Genomic DNA, 18,571 nt, shown 5'->3' with positions numbered 1-18,571 from the left:
TTCCTTAAAATGTTAGATTAAATGTGCAGGCCATTTCTTTTTGCTTGGTACGAGCTTCATAAGCAGTATCGTGGTTCGCCAAACTTATAAAACCACCATGGGCGAGCATAATTTGTCGGGTCAGTGCTAAGCCAACTCCTGAGCCTTCGCGTTTTGTGGTAAAAAATGGGACAAAGATCTTTTCTGCAACTTCTTCGCTAATACCACACCCATTGTCACTGACTTCAATCAGCACACGGCCACGGGCATTAAGGCTGGCACTTACGTTAACTTGAGCTTGCTTGGTCTCTGCAACGGCATGTTCGGCATTTTGCAATAAGTTAATCAGTACTTGTTCTAACATATCGGCATCTGCCGTTAGCGTCAGGCTAGTAGGGGTCACTCTAAACTGATATTGAATACCTTTGCTCGACCAATGTTGGCAAGCAAGGCGCTCAACATTGTCAAAAAACTCGCTCAGTTTGATGGTCTGCTTATTCGGCGGTGGTAAGCGAGTTAGCCGTCGGTAGCTGGTAACAAACTGCATTAAACCGTCGCTGCGTCTGGCGACCGTATTGACTGCATCAGTGACATCGTTGAGCTCTTCGACTAGTTCTGGTTGATTCGTTACCTGCTGGGCGACGTCATCAACCAAATCAACAGCGGTTTTTGCCAGCGACGCGACTGGCGTAATGCTGTTCATTATTTCATGGGTTAGCACCCGAACTAAGTCCTGCCATGCACTGAGCTGGGCAGCATCTAGCTCAGATTGAATATCCTGTAAACTGATCAATAATTCCAGCTGTTGACCAATGGTGATGGCGGTCGCTGCAATACTGAGTTGATGAGGGGTATCGTCAATTTTGATGGTGATCAGTGAGCGCTCACCGGGTGTTAGGCTGACAAGGCGTGAGCTAAAGTCGGGGTGAAATTTATCAAGGTCGCTAAGCTTAGTGACTGAGTGGGTGCCGAATAAGCGTCGTGCGCTATTGTTCCATAAGGTAAGCTTGTTGTGGGTATTCTTTTCAGTCGAAACTAGGCTGATTAGTGGCACAGGGACATGTTCAACTACCGCTTTGAGATGGCGCAGAGTTTCCTCTTTCTGGTTTCTCGCCTGTTGCAAACGCTCAAGAATATCACCAAAGGCTTGGCCAAGTTCATCAAAGCCAGTGCCTAGCTCACTTAAATCAAAACGCTGAGAATAATCTGCATGGCGCGCCGCCTCGAAAAATCGCACTAGCTCGCCATTGGTTTTATTAACATAGCGAATTAATTCATAAAGCTGGGCGATAAGCAGCGCGGTCAGCAATATGCTGGCAGCATGATAACCAGGCTGACTAAGCAACCAGCTGAGCAAGAGCAATGAAATCATCGCTAATATGGTGCGACTAATAATGCGCAGGGAAAATTGTTTAAAGCCCATGTTTTTCCATCCGGCGATAGAGTGCAGCGCGTGTTAAACCCAGCTCCTTAGCGGTGTGACTGATATTGTAAGCGTGCTTTTTTAATGCTTGAGCAATCGCCATTTTTTCAATGGCATCGAGATTTAACACGTCTGGCAAGCTGACAGTGTTTGGTGCTTTATCGGCTTGGCTATATGAAGCGACGCTAGGTGTGGCATGCATTAATTGGAAGTCTTGCGGGCTCAAGGTGTCACCCTCGCATAAAATAATGGCACGTTCTATCGCATGGCGCAGTGCACGAATATTGCCGGGCCATTGATAATCAAGCATAGCGGCTTTCGCTTCGTCACTAAGTTGTAATTCTGCTTTTTGGTATTTTTTACAGTACAAGTTAATAAAATGCTCGGCGATAGCAATAATATCTTGGCGACGCTCACGCAGTGGCGGTAGGGTGATTTCCACCGTGTTTAAACGAAATAGTAAGTCTTGGCGAAAGTGCTGCTCATCACATAACTTAGCTTTGCTAACATTAGTGGCAGCAACAATACGAACGTTAAACGCTTCTTCCTTGTTGCTGCCTAGCGGCGTGACTTTGCGCTGCTCTAAAACGGTCAGTAACTTGGCTTGCAAGTGAAGTGGCAGATTACCTATCTCGTCGAGAAACAATGTGCCACCTTCGGCGGCTTTAATTTTGCCTATTCGGTCTTGCTGAGCACCCGTAAATGCGCCCTTTTTATGACCAAACAGCTCACTTTCAAACAGTGACTCTGAAATCGCCCCTAAATCGACCGATAAAAATACCTGCTCTGCTCGTTTACTTTGACGATGAATATCACGAGCGATCAGCTCTTTACCTGTACCGTTTTCTCCTAAAATCAATACATTGGCGTCGGTTGGTGCAGCGCGGCTGACCAGTGAATGCACCTGTTGCATCGCAGGGGAGTTGCCAATAATGGCATCGCTAAGGGTTGTGGTTGCTTGAACCAAGGCTTGATTAGTCACTTTTAGTTGCTGTGACTCGGCGCGGGTGTGTTTAAGCTCTAACGCAGTAGTCACTGTGGCAATTACTTTTTCGTTATGCCAAGGCTTGGCGATAAAGTCGGTCGCACCTTGTTTGATCGCCTCCACGGCAATATCAACGCCGCCGTGGGCTGTGATCATGATCACTACTACTTCAGGTGCTAGTTGCTGAATTTGGCTTAGCCAGTGAAAACCTTGCTGACCAGAGCTTTCGCCGGGGCCAAAGTTCATATCCAGCAAAATCACATCAAAGCTGTTATCAGCCAGTAGGCTTGGTAATTGCTCTGGTCGATTGCAGATGTCGACTTGGCTGAATTTTCGTTTCAGTAATAGCTTGCCAGCAACCAAGATATCTTGGTCGTCATCGACAATAAGAATATGACCCTGTTGTTTCACTTAACTCTCTTAACTCTCTTAACTATCTTAATTTAATTTTTTGTGCGCGTTTGGGTATGTGCATACAAAGTGCTTACTTTCAAAGTACTTATTTCTATAGCACTTACTTTTCAAAGCAATCTCTTGTCCAAACTGTTCATAAACGTACACCTAGTGTTCATAAACGTACAGTTTTTTCATTGGTATTTCTTAGTGTTTTATAAAAAGTCTATAAAAATCAATATTTAACTGTGTTGGTGTGATTCTTGTTTTATTTGTTTTCAATCACTAAAGGTTAGCTCGCAAAGTTTGCGCCAATGATCTCGATAAGAAAATCATTAAGAGCAGTAGATGTGGCAGCCAAGCAACTAACATGGTGTTGTTTAAGAGCAGAGCAAAGCCTAAATAAGACCAGAACAAGTTAAGAGCAGACAGTAAGCATATGAATAACTCATTAAAAGCCGTCACAAAAAAGGCAAGTCAAGAGCAGGCGCAGCCACCACATGCAGGGCAAGCAAAAGCAGGGGCAGGCATGGATCGCAAAGTAGCAAAGAAAAAAAGCATTTGGCCTAAATTGGTACTCGGCGCAGCCATACTCGGCATTTCCCTTTGGCTAGGGGTTAATATTAGCCAGCAAACCAGTGGTAAAGTGCTCGCGATTAATAGCGAGCGAGTGGTAATTTCAACCGTTACCAGTGGCACCTTTGAAGATTTTATTCCGGTTCGTGGTCGCATAGCCCCAGCTAAAACCTTGTACTTGGACGCGATTGAAGGTGGTCGGGTTGAACGAATCTTAGTAGAAGATGGTGCAGCGCTTGCCGCAGGAGACTTAATTGTTGAGCTTTCCAATGCCTCCTTGCAATTGAGTGTTTTAGGTAACGAGGCGAGAGTGGCAGAGCAGCTTAATAATATGCGCTCGATTGAGCTCAATTTAGAGCAAAATCGTTTGCGCCATAAACGCAACTTAATTGATATTGAATACCAAATTAAATTGCTGACGCGCCAAGTGGCGCGTGAACAAGAATTAGTGGCCAGTGGTGCTGTGTCAAAGTCTCAGTTTGATGATACCCGTGATACCTTGCAGTGGTATATCAACCAGCGGGAAGTGACACTAGAAAGCCAAGCGTCAGATACTCGTATGCAGGAATCGCAACTGGCTTTTTTAAAACAAACGGGTGAGCGTTTAGAAAGCAATTTGGCGATTTCCCGTGAAAATTTAGAAAACATGAATGTTCGTGCGCCCGTGGCTGGCAAGTTGTCAGGCTTTAATGTTGAAGTCGGGCAAAGTATTGGCCGAGGTGAGCGTTTAGGGCAAATAGACACGCCCAATGATTATAAAGTCACTGCCTTTATTGATGAGTTCTACCTTGGCCGCGTTGATCTTGGCCAACAGGCGAGCTATGAGCAGTACCCGCTGACGATTAGCAAGATTTACCCACAAGTGCAAAATGGCCAGTTTGAAGTCGACTTTACCTTCGCTGGCGAGCAACCAAGCGGTATTCGCCGTGGCCAAACCGTACAAACCAAATTAACACTGGGAGATGCCAGCAAAGCCTTACTGCTACCTAACGGCGCCTTTTACCAAGATACCGGTGGTAGTTGGGTCTTTGTCGTTGCGCCAGATGGCAGCGAAGCGATAAAACGCACGGTTCGCCTTGGTCGCCGCAACAACCAGTTTATTGAAGTGCTAGACGGCCTTGAGCAAGGTGAGCAGGTGATCACTAGCCCCTACACCAGCTATCGCGATATTGAGCGCTTGGCGCTTTCTGATAAATAAACGAGCAATTTGCTCTTAATTAGCGCTCAATTAGCCAAGCAACTATTCGCCAGTTTGATAGAGATAGCAAAAGACTTAATGACAAAATTAACGACAGGAAAAACAAGATGCTAAAACTACATAACTTATCGCGGGTTTATCAAACCGATGAAGTGGAAACCTTAGCGCTCAATGGCGTCAATATTGAAATAGACCAAGGTGAGTTTGTCGCCATTATGGGGCCATCTGGCTGCGGTAAGTCGACCTTGCTCAATACCATAGGCATGTTGGACTCACCAACAGGAGGTCAATACCTGTTTAACGGGGAGGATGTCTCAGGCTATGGTGAAGGGCAATTAGCAGCGCTACGCAAAAAGCACATAGGCTTTATTTTTCAAAACTTTAACTTAATTGATGAATTAACCGTGGCGGAAAATATTGAGCTCGCCTTGCTTTATCACAATATCCCCGCGGCTGAGCGTAAAGCACGAGTCACCCATATCATGGATAAGGTAGGCATTGGTCATCGTGCGGGCCATATGCCGAGCCAACTCTCTGGTGGTCAACAGCAGCGCGTCGCAGTGGCGCGTGCCATTGTTGGTGATCAGCAACTAATTCTTGCCGATGAACCAACCGGTAACCTTGATAGCGCTCATGGGCAGGAAGTGATGGATATGCTGCGCACCCTTAACGATGGTGGCACAACGATTGTGATGGTGACACATAGCCCAGCGCACGCGGATTATGCCAAACGCACCATTAATTTATTTGATGGTCATGTCGTGACTGAAAATGTTCGGGCGGCCTAAGCGAGGAAGTCAAAATGTTTAGAAACTATTTAGTAACCGCGTGGCGCAATATCGTTAAAAACGGTGTCTTTTCTGCCATTAATATTTTTGGTTTAGCTGTTGGGCTAATGAGCTGTATTTTGATCATGCTATTTGTCCGATCTGAGACTGGCTATGACAAGTGGTTGCCAGAGCATGAGCAAGTTGTTCGCATTCATACCGCCTATACCATGCCAGATAGACAACCATTTTTAACGGTGAGATCGCCTGGTCGAATTATGGAAGCCGTGCGAGATTACGCGCGTGCAGAAGTTGAAACAGGCGTTCGTTTGATTCAGTGGAATTTGACCATTCGCAAAGGTGAAAACATCTTCGATGAGGCCATCACGATGGCTGATGGTAGCTTTTTAGACGTTTTCCAATTGCCTTTTATTCACGGTGATCGCCAGTCTTCTTTTAGCCAGCCGATGAACTTAGTGGTGACAGAGGCGCTTGCTCATAAATATTTTGGTCGTACCGATGTTGTTGGTGAAACGCTTTCAGTTTGTTGTGTTGGCCCGCAGGGCCCTGCTGACGTAATGATTACTGGCGTTGTCAAAGACCTGCCAAGTGAAACCCATCTTGATATTAATATGCTGTTCTACTTGCAACCGGCACTTTTTCCGCCGGGAAATAATGTGTTGGACACTTGGACCAGCGTAAATGTTTACACTTATTTTAAGTTAAATCCGCAGGTGAGTGCAGCGCAATTTCAAGAGCGAATCAACTATTGGTTAGATAACGAAAGCCCATTTGGCGCGATGTGGCAGCAACTTGTAGGTGATAAAGCAGCTGGCAGAAAGGTAACAGACTTTTTTAATATCAAGGTCATGACGCTCACCGATTTGCACCTCAATGCTAAACAGGATGCCGGTAATATGGGCGACCTAACACCTATGGGTGACGCCAATATGATCCGCACTTTCTCGGTGGTTGCGTTAATTGTGTTAATCATTGCTTGTATTAACTTTATGAATTTAGCGACTGCCAAGGCGAGCAAAAGGGCGAAGGAAGTTGCCATGCGCAAAGTACTTGGTGCTTCACGTAAACAGGTGGCGGTGCAGTTTCTTAGCGAAGCGATTATTTTAGTGTTTGTCGCGCTATTGTTTGCGGTTGCTGCATCAGAGATTGTATTACCTTTTTACAACCAAATTCTTGGCACGAGTTTGCAACTGCAGCTTTTTGATGATCCAAGTTTGTTACTTGTCCTTATTTCAGTAGCCACTGTGGTAGGTATTCTTGCAGGCATTTATCCAGCATTGTACTTATCACGTTTTCTTCCGAGTCATATCTTAAAAGCGAGTAAGGCCAGTGAATCAGCTAATTCGACAAAGATGCGCGGTGTCTTGGTGGTTGTACAGTTTGCCGCTTCGATAACGTTAGTGGTTGCAACAGTGGTTGTGTATGGACAAACCTTGTATTCGACCATGGCTGATGTCGGCTTTAAAAGTGAAGACAAACTAATCCTTAACGTGCGCACTGCCACCGACAGGTTACAAAGCTTGCGCCAAGAGTTGCTTAGCTTACCCGAAGTAAACTCTGTGACCTTTAGCTCGGAAGCACCGACACAAGACGACGAAAACAACGATCAGTTTAGGCTGCTTGAACCAAATGATTATGGCGATGTAGTTGAGCCAATGTTCTTAAACTATCACAACATGGATTTCGGTTTTTTTGAAGCCTACGAGGTTGAACCTATTGCTGGGCGACTATTTAGTGAAGATTTTGGTAGCGATCGTATTGTTCATGCAACTGAAACACCGGAGGCACAAAAAGAAAACTCACAGGCGAGTATTATTCTCAATTTAACGGCCGTGAAAAAGCTTGGTTTTATGAATCCTGAGAACATCATTGGCAAAACGTTAGTCAATCAAAATCATCAGTTCAGGGTGATTGGGGTGATACCTGATATTCACTTTCGCTCGATGAAGTTTGGCATTCGCGCAACGGTGTTTACGCTTAATCCAAGCCGTTTTCGAATCGCTAATATTGCTTTTAGTACGCAAAATCTGCCTGCGCTTGTGAATAAAGTGGAAGATATCTGGCAGCGCAATGTTCCGCAGCACCCCATTAATTTGCAATTTTTATCTGAAATGATGGCTGCTCAATATCAAGATGAACGCACTACAGCTCGATTATTTTTAGCTTTCTCAGTACTAGCAATTATTGTTGCCTGTTTGGGGCTTTACGGCTTATCTGCCTTTACCGTTGAGCGTCGCACTAAAGAGATAGGTATCAGAAAAGTGATGGGCGCAAGTGTAAAAGATATTGTTAAGCTGCTGATTTGGCAATTTTCTAAACCTGTGATGCTCGCCAATATTATTGCCTGGCCACTCGCAGCTTACTTTATGCTAACTTGGTTGCAGGCATTTCCATATCGCATTGATGCGTGGTGGATTGCACCGATTTGCCTAGGCGTTGGCGTTTTATCACTGTTGATTGCTTGGTTTACCGTTGGTGGCAATGCGGCTTGGGTTGCGCGTCGCAATCCAGTGCATGCACTCAGATATGAGTAACTGCTACGCGAAGTTTAAATCCTAAATGCAGATACAATGCTAGAAATAAAAAAAGCGCTAACGTGATTCACGTTAGCGCTTTTTCTTAGTGATATATGCTTGGCTTACAAGCCAGCAGCTGCGCGTAATGCATCAGCTTTGTCTGTTTTTTCCCAACTGAATGCGGTGAAGGTTTCACCATCAACCGTTTTTTCATAAGGTTCGCGACCGAAATGACCGTAAGCTGCTGTTTCTTGGTACATAGGGTGTAGCAAGTCAAGCATCTTAGTAATGCCGTATGGGCGTAAGTCGAAGTGTTCACGAACTAGTTCAACTAGCTTGTCTTCTGCAACTTTACCCGTACCAAAGGTTTCAACGGTAATTGACGTTGGCTCAGCCACACCAATGGCGTATGACACTTGAATTTCACAGCGCTCAGCAAGGCCAGCGGCTACGATATTTTTCGCGACGTAACGACCTGCGTAGGCCGCACTGCGGTCAACTTTTGATGGATCTTTACCTGAGAAAGCGCCACCGCCGTGACGTGCCATACCGCCGTAGGTATCAACAATGATCTTACGCCCTGTTAAACCACAGTCACCTACTGGACCACCAATCACAAAACTACCCGTTGGGTTAATAAAGTATTTGGTATCGGCAGTTAGCAGTTCTTCTGGTAGCACGTGCTTGATAATGTTTTCCATTACCGCATCGTGCAACATTTCTTGGCTGATGTCAGGGTTGTGCTGGGTTGACAATACAACTGCATCAATCGCAACTGGCTTGTTGTCTTCATAAACAAACGTCACTTGCGATTTTGCATCTGGGCGTAACCAAGGTAGTACACCAGACTTACGTACTTCTGCTTGGCGCTCGACTAATAAGTGAGAGTAGTAAAGCGGTGCAGGCATAAAGGTTGGCGTTTCGTTAGTCGCGTAACCAAACATTAAGCCTTGGTCACCAGCGCCTTGCTCTTCTGGTTTTGCACGGTCAACACCTTGTGCGATTTCAGAAGATTGCTGGCCAATCAGATTCATAATGCCACAAGTTTCACCGTCAAAACCGACATCTGATGAAGTGTAACCAATATCACTGATTACTTTGCGCGTTAGGCTTTCTAAATCAACCCAAGCTGATGTTGAAATCTCACCTGAGATAATGGCAACGCCAGTTTTAACCATAGTTTCACAAGCAACACGAGCATGCTTGTCTTGAGCAATAATTGCGTCTAATACCGCATCAGAAATTTGATCGGCAATTTTATCCGGGTGACCTTCTGAAACAGATTCAGAGGTGAATAGGTGTCTAGACATAAAACCTCAATTATCATTGAAATAGGGTAATTTTTGTCGCTTATGCACATAGTGCAAGCTGTTTGCTACTACGCAGTTTCAACCCGATAGGATTTTATTAGTTAACTTAGCTAGCCAATAAGGCTAATGAAGCTAACTAATCGCAATACTAAAAATAGGCCACGACAAATTTTTCGCCATTCTACTCGAACTGAAGATTGATGAAAAGTTTTTTACGCCTAGACGTCTAAATGGCTTATTCGGCTCGGTAGGAATTATTAGCGTGATAGTTTGTGAAAACTCAACTTGCTTGGCCAAAAGGTTTGAATAACTTGCTGTTGCGCTTGCGTTAGTGCACTGGAATAGACTTGGTAACCTTGAGCGGCTGTTAAGCGCTGAATCTCTATATCGCTTTGCGCCAGCAGATTATTGAGTGTTAGCCGGCGAATAAGCTCATTGGTGACAGGTTGGGCGGTTTCTAGTAACTCAATACCTGCTGGTAAATGAGCTTTGATTTGTTGCTCTATCAATGGATAGTGAGTGCAGCCGAGCACTAAGGTGTCTATCTGTTTATCGACCAGTGGGGCGATAAAGCTATCGAGTAGCGCTTGGCAAGTGTCACTTTCATGGTCGCCTTGTTCAATTTGTTGCACTAGGCCGGGGCACGGTTGAATATGTACTTGTGCATCTTGCTTGTAACTTTCAACAAGCCTGAGAAAGCGATCATTCTTGGCCGTAGCTTGTGTCACCATTATCCCAACCGACTTGGCTTTAGATTGTTTGGCTGCGGGCTTTATTGCTGGCTCTACGCCAATAATCGGTAACGTATATTTTGCGCGCAGCTCTTCAATTGCGACGACAGTTGCCGTATTGCAAGCCACAACAATGGCTTTCACCCCCTGCTTTATCAGGAAGTTAGCAACAAAGTCAGCTCTGGCTATAATGTCTTTATGGCTTTTGTCGCCGTATGGTGCAAAGCCACTATCTGCGACATAAATTAGCTGCTCATTTGGCAAGTTTTGCGCAACACAACGCGCAATGGAAAGTCCACCAATACCTGAATCGAAAATACCAATAGGAGCCTGTGTGTTGCAGCTAGCCTGAGTTGTTACCATGTCACCCATTTATGTGATCAAAAAGCAAAGTTAATAGAAAACGTTGCCGTTATAGGGAGTTTTACTGGTTTTGTAAAGTAACTTGGCGAGGTACTTGCGTGTATTGATAGGGGCCAGATGTCGTTGGCTTCGTATAAAGCAGAGAAATTTAATGGAAAGTAAAGTGTCGTTTAACCAGCTTAAACAGTTTCCAAGGTTGATGTGGATCGTGCTCTTTGGCGACTTAATTACGCGTGGCAGCTTTTATATGGTGTGGCCGTTCTTGGCGGTGATGCTTTACAAATCGTTTGGTATTTCGGCCACGCAAGTTGGGTTAATTTTATCGGGCGCTGCGGTAATTTCTGTGTTTATTGGCTTTTTTGGCGGTGCGCTGTCAGACAAATTTGGCCGAAAGATTATTATGTTCAGCGCTGGTAGCCTGTATGTGATTTCATTCGTGTTATTAGCCAATGTGGAAACCGTTACTGGCTATGTCATTGTTATCGCGCTTTGCTCTATATCGAAGGCGATTTGGGATCCACCCACTCAAGCATTAGTGTCTGATATTCTACCCGATGTACAAGTGCGCGAATTGGGTTTGCAAGCCCGTTACTTTGTGATCAATGTGGGTTGTGCAATTGGTCCAATGGCTGGCGTATATATCGGTATTACTGGTCAGCAGTCGGGTTTTTTAGTGACAGCAGGAGCGTTTGCTTTATGGATGCTATTGCTTGCTTATGGCATGCGACACTTTGCGAGATACCAAGCAAATCGCCAAGCTAATCAACAAGCGAATCAGCAAGCTACTCAAAGAGAGATAGAGGCTAAAAACGAAAGAGAAGTTCAGCAAGAAGCTAATCAAAAATCTCAAAATGCGAAGTCGAAAGCGACAAAAAAAGCGTCATACAAGCCTAAATCCAATATGCTGGACACTCTGAAAATACTGGCAAAAGACAGGGTACTGCAATGCTTGATTGTCGCCAATATCATCTGCAAGTTTGTTTATGCGCAGATGGATTCAACACTCATCCAATACCTTACCCGAGCAGATGTACCAGAGTTGATGAAGCTTATCTCTAGTATGATTTTTGCCAATGCGGCAGTTATTGTTTGCTTGCAGTTCGTGCTGTTAAAAATAATGGCAAGGCTATCGCTAACAAGCCGAATTCAAGTGGGTTTAGTGTTGCTGGCACTTGCGCAAGTGTGGATGGCGATAAACCCGGTTACGGCTTTTTGGGGATGGATTGGCGCAGTGGTTATTCTTAGTATTGGTGAAGCCATCTTGTTCCCGACCATGAATGTCCATATTGACCGTCTAGCGCCGACTCATTTGCGCGGTGCTTATTTTGGTGCGGCATCTTTTTATTATATTGGATTTGCCTTAGCACCGTTAGGTGGTGGTGCCATGCTCGACTTCTTGGGCGGTGCCTGGGTCTTTGTAATAGCTGCACTATTGGTGTTGCTGGTTATGTATTTATACTCAATATTGGATACATTAACGCGACCAAATTTTGCCAAAGCCGAAAAGGCTTCAAGCAGTGCAAGGAGGTAATAAATGGTTTGTATTAGAAGTAGTTAACCAACTAGCTTAAACAACGTTTACAGAAAAGTTGCGAGAAAAAAGAAAAGAGCTGCTTCCAGAATGCCGTAGCCAACGTCAGCCCTTGAACACCGTGTGCTCAAGGCGGGAATCAATATGCTCACCGTAGGCTTCTCGGTACAAGCCGAGCTTGCTCAATAGCCAGTAAATGAAACCCTGGGGTAAAGATTATCGGCTCAGGGACATAGTTAACTTACGCACATCCCAGAAGACAGGTGTTGAGTATAGCAAATTCTTATTACGGATTAAGTAATTTATTGGCTAAATGGATCGTTTGCCGACCTTTTGAGCTAAGTGATTAATTCTTAGTAGGAGTTTGTTCGTTCGGCTTCTTATTGGTTAAGAGGACAGGGCAGATAATCAGGATTGAGAGATTTTAGCTTCGCTTCGCTAAGCAAAGCAGTGACTGCTGCTTGTTCGCCAAACAGTTTACCGTTTTCTAGCCAAGTGACCATCAGCTCTTGATCATATTGCATTAGCGATTGAGCATTGACCCAATCTTGGTTGTAAAGCTCGCTGTAACGTTGCTGGTCAAGCGCTGTCTGCTCGGCGAGCGCTTCGTCGTCATCTAATGTTCGGTAAATTTCTTTAAGCAACCCCGAACCAAAGCTTTGCAGATCAACATTCTTGCTATTGCCATCAAGTGACTTTGCCAGCCTCAGGCAGCTATCTTGGTACTTATTGAGGTTGCCCGTGCAGAAGTCGACTAAATAGCTTAGGTTATTCAATTGCGCTGAGGCCAGTTCATCGGCAGTGTTCCTCAGCTTAGTGTAGGCAATATCGATGCGGCCGATGCTGGTACTGAGGAAAAGGTCGACATAATTAAAATAGTAATTATCGAAACGACTTTTACTGGCTGCGATCTCAAGATAACGAATAAATTGGCTTGGCTTTCGTTGAACTAGTTTATTGGTGGCCAGTTGCAGCCACAAATAGCCATTGTCGTTGTCTGACTGCGCTACCAAGGTATCGAGTTGCTCGCCGCAGCCTTTGTCATGAGGTAATTGCAAACAGGCCTTGAGCAGTTGATGTACGGCGATACTGTCGTTTGGATTGTCTTGCAGGTAGTCACTAAAAAACAATCGTTTATGGTGGTTGCTGGCGCCGCTATCGGCGGAAAATATGTAACCTAGTTTGCGCAGCTCAATATCATCAACCGCATATCCTTCATTAAAAAATGCCGTTAATTGGCTATCAAGTAGTTGATGCTCTTGGTCGGTGAACTCAGCAAATGGACAACGCTTAATCGCTGACGCTTCTGTCGCTTCATCATCATCGAGTGAGCTTTGTGCATCATTTATGGTGTCAGTAAGGGGATTGGTCTGGCTATTTTGCGAGGCTTGAGCTTGCAGGCTAAAGCTGTCTACCCAATGTGTTGACTTATTTGGGCTTTCTAACTGGCTATTTGCTTGGTTAGTCCAATGATTAGCAGAGTGGCGATCGCCACTAGTGGTTTGAGGTGTTGCAGCTTGATACTGCCAATACAAGATAATGGCAAGGAGTAAGCTAATCACCAGCCATACCTTGCTATTCATGATAACTTGTTCCGGTTTAGACCAAGTTATGCAGACTTATCGATTTGCGAAACCAGGGCTTGTTCTATGGTTTCCTGCAATAAGTTGATTTGATTTTGGGTTTCTTGCTGTTCAACTTCTCGTTGCTTGTTTGCCGCAAGCAAATCATGAGCAAGATTAAGCGCGACCATAGTCATTGCCTGCTCAGTTGTCGCAATGGTTTCGCTGTCGCTATATGCGGCCAATCGCTTGTCTAGCTCGGCAGCGGCGGCGAATAACGCACTTTCTTGCCCACTTGGACAACCGATTTTAAGCTTTCGACCTGCGACGGATATTTCAACTTTATTGCGCATCGGCGGAGCGAATTCCTTATAAATCAATAATAACCTCGAACTATAGCCATCTGAAAAAGCAGATGCAAGTAGTTCGTTGCGCAAGCTGGTGAATTTACTGAGTTTGCGGCATTTTTTGTTGATCAAACGCCAAATAAGCTGACAAAAGCCTGTGCTTAGGTGTTTTTAACTGGAGTCAAATGGCTTGGCAATGGTACGATTAGCGGTATCTAATACCATGACATTTGTGAACTTTTATGTCTGATCAATCTTTACTCGACTTTGCTGATTTGCAAGCCACATTAAGTGCAGAAAGCCTGCAAGCTCATGCCAGTGAACTTCATGGCGTATTAACCGGCTTAATTGCCTCAGGTTATGAATTTGAAAGCACTGACTATCTTGCCATGCTTAACGATATGTTTAACAACGGCGAAGGCTTTCCATTGGCAGTTAAATCGGCCATCAAGCAAGTGTATAGCGAAATTTGGCAGTCACTACTAGATGACTCGTTTGGCTTTAAATTAATGCTGCCTGATGATGACGATACCATCGCAGAGCGCGCCAATGGCTTGGGTCACTGGGTTCAGGGCTTTAACTTAGGTTATGGCTTGCAGCAAAAAGACAATGCAGTGGCGTCTGAAGATGTTAAAGAAGTACTGTCTGACTTTAGTGAAATCGCTAATTTATCCGATGAAATTGATGATGATGAAGCCACTGAGCAAGCTTATTACGAAATTGCGGAGTATGTAAAAGTCTCTGTTTTACTGTGCTTTGCTGAGCTTGCTAGCCCGCCAAGCACAGACGATAAAAAAACGATTCACTAATCATTTATTAAGCTAACTATTCACTAACCGAGAAAAGTCATTAGGCGGTTCATGCTAAAACATACATTGTTACCTGTTGAAGAATTCGTTGCGCGCCGTCAAACCATGTTTGACGCGATGCCAAGCAACAGTATTGCCATCGTAAGCGCTGCGCACGAAGTAACGCGCAGCAATGATACCGAATATCCGTTTTGTCAGAATAAAAACTTTTACTACTTAACGGGTTTTAATGAACCTGAAGCGGTGTTGATGCTGGTTAAGTCTGCCGAGCAACAAAGTGTACTGTTTTGCCGCGATAAAGATCCACAAATGGAAGTCTGGCACGGTCGCCGCGTTGGTCCTGAACTTGCCAAGCAAGAATTTGGTGTTGAGCAAGCGCTTAGCATCGATGATATCGATGAATTTGCGGTTGAGCATTTTTCACAGGTCGACAAAGTGTTGTGCTGCTTTGATGACGGTGAAACCATGGCGCTTGCCACCGACTGGCTTTCGCAAGTTGCCGCTAAAAGTCGCATTGGTAAGCGTGCGCCAGCGAGTTTAGTGAACTGCTCAGCGCTTATTCACGAACTTCGTTTGCATAAAACCGAGCGTGAAATTGCGTTAATGCGTCAGGCGAACGTGATCAGCGGTCAAGCACATCAAAGAGCGATGCAAGCCACGCAAGCGGGTAAGTTTGAATACCAAATTGAAGCAGAGCTTCTGCATGAGTTTGCCGTGAATGGCGCGCGGTATGCCGCGTACAATTCAATAGTTGCCGGTGGCGACAATGCCAATATTTTGCATTACACCGACAACAATGAAGCATTAAATGACGGTGACTTGCTATTAATTGACGCAGGCGGCGAACTCGCTGGCTATGCGGCTGATATTACGCGAACGTTTCCAGTGAGCGGTAAATTTAGCGAGCCACAAAAAGCGATTTATCAGCTAGTGCTTGATGCGCAGCAGGCGGCAATTGAGGCTATCAAACCCGGTAACACACTAGCGGCGCTTAATGATTTGGTCTGCGACATCCTCACCAAAGGTTTATACGACCTTGGTATTTTAACGGGCGATTTAACCGAGCTAATTGCTGACAAAGCGTGTAAGCAATACTTTATTCATGGTTTAGGCCACTGGCTAGGGTTAGATGTGCATGACGTGGGTGATTATCACGCCAACGAAGAGCGTCAGCAGTTGCGCCCGTTTGTTGCAGGTATGGTGATGACCATAGAACCTGGCATATATATTCCCAAAGGAAGTGATGTTGCAGACAAGTGGCAGGGCATAGGGGTGCGCATTGAAGACAATGTGCTAGTTACCGAGCACGGTTATGAAAATTTAACGGTCAGCGCACCTAAAACGGTTGATGCGATTGAAGCATTAATGGCTGAGTCAAAATAAGAACTGGTTGGTAAAAGTAGTGGTATGAGCGCTGAAAGTAGCAATATGAGCCAAAGCACTTCAAAACAGACGAAAGAACAAACTCAACAACAAGTCCATATCAGCATAGTCGGTGGTGGCTTGTCTGGTTTATTGATGGCGGTTAGCTTGTTAAAACAGCCTAACATTGCCCAGCACAGTAAACTTGCCATTATTGAAGCGGCCAAGCTTGAACCAAGCCAAATTAATCCCTTTGATGATCGCGTGCTCGCGCTTTCACATGGCAGTGTTGAGTACCTGCGTTCGCTTGGTGTATGGGCGCTAATGGCAGATGACTCTAACCCGATTGAAACGATTCATATTTCAGATCGTGGAAACTATGGCAAGGCGCGTATTAAGGCAAAAGATCACCAAGTTGAAGCGCTTGGCTATGTTATTCCGCTCGCGAGTATCGCCAATGGCTTACTTGCTGCACTCAAAACAGCCGATGAGCATAACAAGCCAATTCAATGGTACACCGATAGCCAAATTGAACAGCTAACTATCAAGGCTGAGCATACCAATATCAAGCTAGCTTCTGGCGCTCAAGCTGAGCCTATTGATATTGAGGCAAAACTTGTAATCGCTTGTGATGGTGGCCAATCGCTGTGCCGCAAGGTTGCGAAAATTGGCACTTCACAACAAGATTATGGGCAATGGGCGGTGATCGCCAACGTTTGTCCAGAGCTGCCGCACAATAATCGCGCTTTTGAACGTTTTACTGAGCATGGGCCGATTGCCATGTTGCCGATGACCAATCAGCAATGCTCATTAGTTTGGACTTTACCGCCAGAGCAAGCGCAGCAGATAAGCGAGCTTGACGATAAAGCATTTTGTTTGGCACTTGAACAGGCGTTTGGGCGTTGGCTTGGTAGTATTCAGTCAACCAGTAAACGTTCTATTTTCCCGCTCAGTTTAGTGCAAGCCGAGCAGCAAAGCTATCACCGCATGGCACTGGTGGGTAACGCGTCACACACGATTCACCCGATTGCAGGCCAAGGTTTTAATTTAGGGCTACGAGATGTCAAAGTACTGGCTGACTTAGTACTGGCTGACATAGTGCAGCAACAAATTGCCAGCGGCGAACTTGACCTAGGTAATGCCAAGTTGCTTAATCAATATCAAGTTATGCGCGAATCTGATCAGCAAGCGATTATCAAGCTCACCGACTCCATGGTAACCTTGTTTTCTAATGACCTACCGCCACTGTTGGCGGGACGTAATATTGGCTTGAAAGTCATGAACTATCTCTCTCCTTTGCAAAAAGCATTTGTCAATAAAACTATGGGTTACTAAGGCTTGTGGGTTGCGACGTTTGAGGGTTACTGGCGCTAAGCGCGAGATACAGGAATAAAGAATGCAGAAATACGATTTGCTTATTATTGGCGGTGGTATGGTTGGCTTAAGTCTCGCTTTAGCGGTCAGAAAGCTAACCGATTTAACCATCGCTATTGTTGAACCTAACCAGCCCACAGAGCTTGCGCAAGCGCCAGAGCTTAGAGTTAGTGCGATTAATGCTGCCAGTGAGCAATTTTTTAATAATCTTGGCGTATGGTCAGCAATTACCCAGCAGCGTTTGCAGCCCTATAGTCATATGCATGTTTGGGACAAGGCAAATATCGGCGCTTTAGATTTCGATATCAATCAATTAAGTGACGCGCGTAATCGCGAGAACTTAGGCTATATCATTGAAAATAAAGTGATCCGCAATGCACTATGGCAACAAGCTGATGCAGATAACGGCATTAGCTTACTTACCCAAGAGCCATTGCAAAACATTGCCATGGGCGACCATGAAGTGTTCGCCAGTTTTGCCAGCCAAATGCCAGTGATGGCCAAGTTGGTAGTGGGCGCAGATGGCGCAAACTCTTGGCTGCGTCAACAACTTGATATGACCATGGCGTTTCGCGACTACGACAATCACGCGTTAGTGGCGACAGTGGATTGTGAGTTAGGCCATCAAGACACCGCATGGCAAGTGTTTTTGCCTCAAGGGCCGCTGGCATTTTTGCCGCTTTATAATACCAATCAATGCTCAATTGTGTGGTCCACTTCGCCACAAGAAGCCGAGCGCTTGCAACAGTTAGACGTTAGCGAAGTATCAAAAGCGCTAACCGCTGCCTCAGATGGCAAGCTAGGCCAAGTGACGTTAGCCAGTGACACACAAAGTTACCCGCTTACCATGCGTTTAGCCCATAAATTTACTAAAGGGCGCGCTGTGCTCATTGGTGATGCTGCTCATACGATTCACCCATTGGCAGGACAAGGAGTGAACTTAGGTCTGCAAGATGCAGCCAGCCTTGCCCAGCTTATTAGCGAGCACTATCACAGTGAAAACAGCTCGCAACCAAGCGCTACTGGTGCTAATAGCGTTAACAGCGCATGGTACAGCGATAAAATGCTCAGTCAATATAACCGCTGGCGACGCGCAGAAGCGCTTGAAATGGTTACGGCGATGGAAGCCATCAAGCAGAGTTTCACGCCACAAATCGCGCCAATCAAATTGCTACGTGGCCTAGGCATGGGGTTAATCAATCACATTCCGGCGGTGAAACAGCAAATGATTAAACAAGCGATGGGGCTTAGCGGCGACCTGCCAGAGATTTCGCAGTAACTTCAATAGCGAGACAACAGCGTAGCAATGAAATTGCAAAGCTCT

At 45.3% G+C, this 18,571-nt stretch carries 14 protein-coding genes and 1 other RNA gene; 8 read left to right on the top strand and 7 right to left on the bottom strand.

Annotated features, from left to right (window positions below; all coding sequences use genetic code 11):
• Positions 1–4: 4 nt before the first annotated feature.
• Together ACSLUR_RS12420 and ACSLUR_RS12415 are read right to left on the bottom strand one after the other, a co-directional pair.
• On the bottom strand, positions 5–1,402 hold the full coding sequence (locus tag ACSLUR_RS12420) for a sensor histidine kinase (protein ID WP_448554971.1): 1,398 nt from the start codon (positions 1,400–1,402) through the stop codon (positions 5–7).
• Positions 1,392–2,798 (bottom strand): sigma-54-dependent transcriptional regulator, encoded by a 1,407-nt coding sequence (locus ACSLUR_RS12415; protein WP_448554969.1) that lies wholly within the window; start codon positions 2,796–2,798, stop codon positions 1,392–1,394. The genes ACSLUR_RS12420 and ACSLUR_RS12415 overlap by 11 nt, the downstream gene beginning before the upstream one ends.
• 421 nt (positions 2,799–3,219) lie before the next feature.
• Here ACSLUR_RS12415 and ACSLUR_RS12410 point away from each other — a divergent pair, with 421 nt between their 5' ends.
• The 3 genes from ACSLUR_RS12410 (at position 3,220) to ACSLUR_RS12400 (ending at position 7,876) form a co-directional block, all read left to right on the top strand.
• A complete protein-coding gene (locus ACSLUR_RS12410; protein ID WP_448554967.1) occupies positions 3,220–4,554 on the top strand; it encodes an efflux RND transporter periplasmic adaptor subunit in 1,335 nt (444 codons plus the stop codon).
• Between the two features lie 107 nt (positions 4,555–4,661).
• Positions 4,662–5,342 (top strand): ABC transporter ATP-binding protein, encoded by a 681-nt coding sequence (locus ACSLUR_RS12405; protein WP_448554965.1) that lies wholly within the window; start codon positions 4,662–4,664, stop codon positions 5,340–5,342.
• Positions 5,343–5,356: 14 nt separating this feature from the next.
• Positions 5,357–7,876 carry an ABC transporter permease gene (locus ACSLUR_RS12400; RefSeq protein ID WP_448554963.1) on the top strand — a complete coding sequence of 840 codons (2,520 nt, stop codon included), beginning with the start codon at positions 5,357–5,359 and terminating at the stop codon, positions 7,874–7,876.
• Positions 7,877–7,980: 104 nt separating this feature from the next.
• On the opposite strand, the gene metK is transcribed toward ACSLUR_RS12400, so the two are convergent.
• A complete protein-coding gene (gene metK, locus ACSLUR_RS12395; protein WP_448554961.1) occupies positions 7,981–9,168 on the bottom strand; it encodes a methionine adenosyltransferase in 1,188 nt (395 codons plus the stop codon).
• A 257-nt stretch (positions 9,169–9,425) separates the two neighbouring features.
• A complete protein-coding gene (murI, locus tag ACSLUR_RS12390) occupies positions 9,426–10,262 on the bottom strand; it encodes a glutamate racemase (RefSeq protein WP_448554959.1) in 837 nt (278 codons plus the stop codon).
• 151 nt (positions 10,263–10,413) lie between these two features.
• On the opposite strand from murI, the gene ACSLUR_RS12385 reads away from it, so the two are divergent.
• Entirely contained in the window at positions 10,414–11,793 is a 1,380-nt protein-coding gene (locus ACSLUR_RS12385) for an MDR family MFS transporter (protein ID WP_448554957.1), read from the top strand.
• Positions 11,794–11,871: 78 nt separating this feature from the next.
• Here the strand turns inward: ACSLUR_RS12385 and ssrS are convergent.
• From ssrS to ACSLUR_RS12370, 3 genes are all read right to left on the bottom strand, one after another.
• Positions 11,872–12,055, bottom strand: a non-coding RNA gene (gene ssrS / locus ACSLUR_RS12380) — 6S RNA.
• Positions 12,056–12,173: 118 nt separating this feature from the next.
• A complete protein-coding gene (locus ACSLUR_RS12375; protein WP_448554955.1) occupies positions 12,174–13,376 on the bottom strand; it encodes a hypothetical protein in 1,203 nt (400 codons plus the stop codon).
• A 26-nt stretch (positions 13,377–13,402) separates the two neighbouring features.
• Positions 13,403–13,708 carry a cell division protein ZapA gene (locus tag ACSLUR_RS12370; RefSeq protein WP_116002442.1) on the bottom strand — a complete coding sequence of 102 codons (306 nt, stop codon included), beginning with the start codon at positions 13,706–13,708 and terminating at the stop codon, positions 13,403–13,405.
• A 236-nt stretch (positions 13,709–13,944) separates the two neighbouring features.
• Here ACSLUR_RS12370 and ACSLUR_RS12365 point away from each other — a divergent pair, with 236 nt between their 5' ends.
• The 4 genes from ACSLUR_RS12365 to ACSLUR_RS12350 all read left to right on the top strand — a co-directional run bounded on the left by ACSLUR_RS12365 (position 13,945) and on the right by ACSLUR_RS12350 (position 18,526).
• The gene (locus tag ACSLUR_RS12365) at positions 13,945–14,511 is read left to right on the top strand and encodes a UPF0149 family protein (protein ID WP_116000974.1); all 567 of its coding nucleotides are present in this window, start codon (positions 13,945–13,947) and stop codon (positions 14,509–14,511) included.
• 51 nt (positions 14,512–14,562) lie between these two features.
• Positions 14,563–15,894 (top strand): Xaa-Pro aminopeptidase, encoded by a 1,332-nt coding sequence (gene pepP / locus ACSLUR_RS12360; RefSeq protein WP_448554952.1) that lies wholly within the window; start codon positions 14,563–14,565, stop codon positions 15,892–15,894.
• 24 nt (positions 15,895–15,918) lie between these two features.
• Positions 15,919–17,208: a 2-octaprenyl-6-methoxyphenyl hydroxylase gene (gene ubiH, locus ACSLUR_RS12355; protein WP_448554950.1), complete on the top strand. Its 1,290-nt coding sequence runs from the start codon at positions 15,919–15,921 to the stop codon at positions 17,206–17,208.
• Between the two features lie 61 nt (positions 17,209–17,269).
• Positions 17,270–18,526 (top strand): FAD-dependent monooxygenase, encoded by a 1,257-nt coding sequence (locus tag ACSLUR_RS12350; protein WP_448554948.1) that lies wholly within the window; start codon positions 17,270–17,272, stop codon positions 18,524–18,526.
• Positions 18,527–18,571: the final 45 nt, after the last annotated feature.

This window comes from Thalassotalea montiporae (assembly GCF_053485855.1).
The sequence above is the reverse complement of the archived record's forward strand: the minus strand, read 5'-3'. Positions and strand labels throughout refer to the sequence as shown.

Excerpts from the sequence above, each read along its gene's own strand:
- ACSLUR_RS12420 (WP_448554971.1), bottom strand. The coding sequence starts at position 1,402 with ATGGGCTTTAAACAATTTTCCCTGCGCATTATTAGTCGCACCATATTA.
- ACSLUR_RS12410 (WP_448554967.1), top strand. The coding sequence starts at position 3,220 with ATGAATAACTCATTAAAAGCCGTCACAAAAAAGGCAAGTCAAGAGCAG.
- ACSLUR_RS12405 (WP_448554965.1), top strand. The coding sequence starts at position 4,662 with ATGCTAAAACTACATAACTTATCGCGGGTTTATCAAACCGATGAAGTG.
- ACSLUR_RS12400 (WP_448554963.1), top strand. The coding sequence starts at position 5,357 with ATGTTTAGAAACTATTTAGTAACCGCGTGGCGCAATATCGTTAAAAAC.
- metK (WP_448554961.1), bottom strand. The coding sequence starts at position 9,168 with ATGTCTAGACACCTATTCACCTCTGAATCTGTTTCAGAAGGTCACCCG.
- murI (WP_448554959.1), bottom strand. The coding sequence starts at position 10,262 with ATGGTAACAACTCAGGCTAGCTGCAACACACAGGCTCCTATTGGTATT.
- ACSLUR_RS12385 (WP_448554957.1), top strand. The coding sequence starts at position 10,414 with ATGGAAAGTAAAGTGTCGTTTAACCAGCTTAAACAGTTTCCAAGGTTG.
- ACSLUR_RS12375 (WP_448554955.1), bottom strand. The coding sequence starts at position 13,376 with ATGAATAGCAAGGTATGGCTGGTGATTAGCTTACTCCTTGCCATTATC.
- ACSLUR_RS12370 (WP_116002442.1), bottom strand. The coding sequence starts at position 13,708 with ATGCGCAATAAAGTTGAAATATCCGTCGCAGGTCGAAAGCTTAAAATC.
- ACSLUR_RS12365 (WP_116000974.1), top strand. The coding sequence starts at position 13,945 with ATGTCTGATCAATCTTTACTCGACTTTGCTGATTTGCAAGCCACATTA.
- pepP (WP_448554952.1), top strand. The coding sequence starts at position 14,563 with ATGCTAAAACATACATTGTTACCTGTTGAAGAATTCGTTGCGCGCCGT.
- ubiH (WP_448554950.1), top strand. The coding sequence starts at position 15,919 with ATGAGCGCTGAAAGTAGCAATATGAGCCAAAGCACTTCAAAACAGACG.
- ACSLUR_RS12350 (WP_448554948.1), top strand. The coding sequence starts at position 17,270 with ATGCAGAAATACGATTTGCTTATTATTGGCGGTGGTATGGTTGGCTTA.